The organism is Novipirellula sp., assembly GCF_041583735.1.
GTDB lineage: Bacteria > Planctomycetota > Planctomycetia > Pirellulales > Pirellulaceae > Novipirellula.
In genome coordinates, this window is record NZ_JBFHFD010000855.1 from 1 (window position 1) to 3,097 (window position 3,097).

Sequence of the window (3,097 nt, forward strand, 5' to 3'; positions counted from 1 at the left end):
CTCTTCTGCCCCGCTTCGACGAATTGTTGTTGGCGACTCGTGAGTGCCGTCGTCCCCAACAATTCATTCATGCCTAGGATGCCGTTCAGCGGCGTTCGTAACTCGTGACTCATCGTTGCCAGGAACTCGCTTTTGGCCCGACTGGCTTCCTCGGCATGCACAATCGCTTTTCTTAGCGCGGTTTCGGATTGTTTGATGCTGGTCACGTTCTCGTGAGCCATCAGAATGTGCACTTCGCCGTTGACGTAGATCCGCCTCATGCGGAGCTGGAACCAACGTTGTTCCTGGAGCGAATGGCAGGCGTACTCGAGACTCGATGATTCCCGTTTTCCCGCCATGATTTCTCGCAATTCGGTCGCGACTTTTCTCGCATCCTCGTTGCCTTGTTGGATCGCCGCATCGCAGACCTGCAAATAGTTTTTCCCTTCACAAACACTTCGCACCTCGGCTTGGCTTGCCGTCGCAAACTGTTTCCAGGCGTGATTGGTTGCGACAATCTCACCGCTCGAATTGAGCACGGCGATATGTGCGGACAACGCATCGAGCGTGACGCGATTAAACGATTCGCTGTCGATGATCGCCTGTTTCGCACGGGTGTGTTCAATCGCGAGACATGCGAGTTCCGAGGCCCATTCCAATCGTTCGCACTCGTTGGCACTGGGGGAGCGAGATTGGGCCGTGTAAATGCTGAGCGTGCCGAGTAGTTCGGCATTGACGCTTAGAATTGGCATTGACCAGCACGATCGGATTCCCACTTGTTGGGCTAAATCGGCCCACGAACCTGACTGCGAATCGTAAGGAACGTCGTCGGTGATCACTCGTTTTTTGATATAGGCTGCATGGCAAAACGGCGGCCCATGTTCTTGGATTTTGGTCTCCTCGATCGCTTCCAAGTAATCGCTGGGAAGATTTAACGCGGCATGATTCGATAGATGGGTTTGGGATTTGTCGGCCAGCATCAGATGGCACATCAGCGCGGGATCTTCGGCCACGATGCTTGAGACGATTTTTTCGAGACACGCTTTGAGTGAGTGATCCGCGGCCAACATTCGCAGTAGTTGGCTTTGGTGGTTTTCTCGGAGTTCGCGAAGTTTGCGGTCAGTGATATCCGAGATAAAACCTTCGATCGCTGCGACTTCACCCCGCTCGTTGTAGATCCCGCGAGCCTGTTCCCAAACCCATTTCAGTTGCCCATCGGGCGTGCGGACTCGGTACTCGTGCTCGATCGGGCGACGGGCTTGCAAACCGTCGGCAAACACCGCGACAACCTGCGGCAAATCATCGGGATGGACCAAGCTGGTGAAGACACCGTCGCCCTGGGTCAATCGTTCGGGCGAGATGCCCAACAGATCACGACAACCTTCGCTGACAAACTCCATCGTCCAATCGGCGTCGTCGCGGCAACGATAGGCCATGCCTTGCAAGTTGGCCAACAGCGTCTTCAGACGACGCCCGCTTTCGGACAGCTCTTTCGTTCGCCGCTGGACGCGTGATTCGAGTTCTTCATTCAGACGACGCAGGTTTTCTTCGGCACGATTACGATCGACATTGACCGCGATCGTATTCGCGAGAATCGCAAGACTGGTCTCGAGTTCTTGGCTAAGCTTCGATTGCAAAAATGTTTCGACGACCCCAATGCAGCGATCTTCGACCAATAACGGATGGACGGCGGTCGCAGCAATCTGATGCCGCTGAGCCAAGTCGTGATCCTCTAGTCCGTGATCAATGGCGGACGGTTGGGTGATTTGTGGGTTTCGCTCGCGGACGATATTCCCCAGCGGGCTATCGTCCACGCAAACTTGTTCGCCGCAGTCTTGGCCCGCCTCTCGCTGGCCGGATTGGGCCTGCAGATGCAACACGTTCGCGGCGGGATCGAGCGTCCAAATTCGCACCAATGTAGCATCAAGATGCTCGACCATCGCACCGGCGCAGGTCTGCAAAGCGTCGCTCAAGGCAAGTTTTTCCAGGAACGCGCCGGCGACCGAGGCAGTGGCTTCGAGACGGCGGGTGTGATCGGCAAGCTGGCCTTGCGTTTGTTTGGTCTCGGAAATATCGCGGCAGGTCCCAATCGCGTAGATCGGGTTTCCATCATCGTCATTAAATGCACGCCACGATTCCTCGACCCATTTTTCGCGGCCGTCTGAGAGCACAATCCGGTGTTCAACCTGACATGTCGACTCGACGTCAAACGATGCAATCAACGCCTCGTTCACCCGTTTGCGGTCCTCGGGATGAACCAGTTTTAAAAATTTTTCATGAGTGGGGGAAAACGTGTCAGGGTGCTTTTCGAAAATGCGGTAGGTTTCCTCGGACCAAAACACCCTCATCGTCCCGAGGTCGGTCTCCCAGCTTCCGATCTTGGCTACCGCTTGCGCTTCCGAAAGCCTTGATTTTTCTTTTTCGAGTTGGTCGATCAAGCGACGTTGCTGCGCACGGATGTTCCGCAGGTCCTGTTCGATTTCTTTTTGGTCGGTGATGTCAATCGTCGAACCGGCCATGCGGTAAGGCTCGCCGCTATCGTCCCGCAAAGCATCGCCGCGAGCATTGAACCAGCGGTATTGGCCCGACTTGGTTCGCAAACGGAACTCGGTGTCATAAGGTTTGTTGCTGCAAAAATGTTCTTTCAGGGCAATCTCGAATTGAGCCTTGTCGTCGGGGTGCAGCGAATCGGAAAACGACGAGAAAACGTTCGGAAACTCATCGTCGCGATAGCCGAGCAACTGCTTGAATCGAAGCGAGTAATAAAGTTCACCGGATGAAATGTCCCAGTCCCAGATGCCGGCGCTGGATCCCTCGGCGGCGAGCTGGAATCGTTCTTCGCTTTTTCGCAAAGCGACGATATTCCGCTCTTGCTCGGTGATGTCCTGGACCATCCCGAGTCGTCGAATTGCTTTTCCCGATTCGTCGGTCACCACTTCGCCACGCTCACGCAGCAGCCGAATTTCGCCGTGGGGACCCAGGATTCGAAACTCTTGTTCGACATATTGGTTGTCCGAACCGGCCATCGAGAGCAAGGTCAGTACGCGATCGCGGTTCTCGGGATGAACTTGATCCATCAAGCAGTCAAGCGATCCATCGCAGTGATCCGCTTGGATGC

The 3,097-nt window shown here is 55.1% G+C and carries 1 protein-coding gene; it reads right to left on the reverse strand.

Annotated features, from left to right (window positions below):
• Positions 1 to 3,056 (reverse strand): PAS domain-containing protein (locus ABX962_RS33760; RefSeq protein WP_372726066.1); only part of this gene is annotated, 3,056 nt, incomplete at its 3' end.
• Between the last annotated feature and the right edge of the window lie 41 nt (positions 3,057 to 3,097).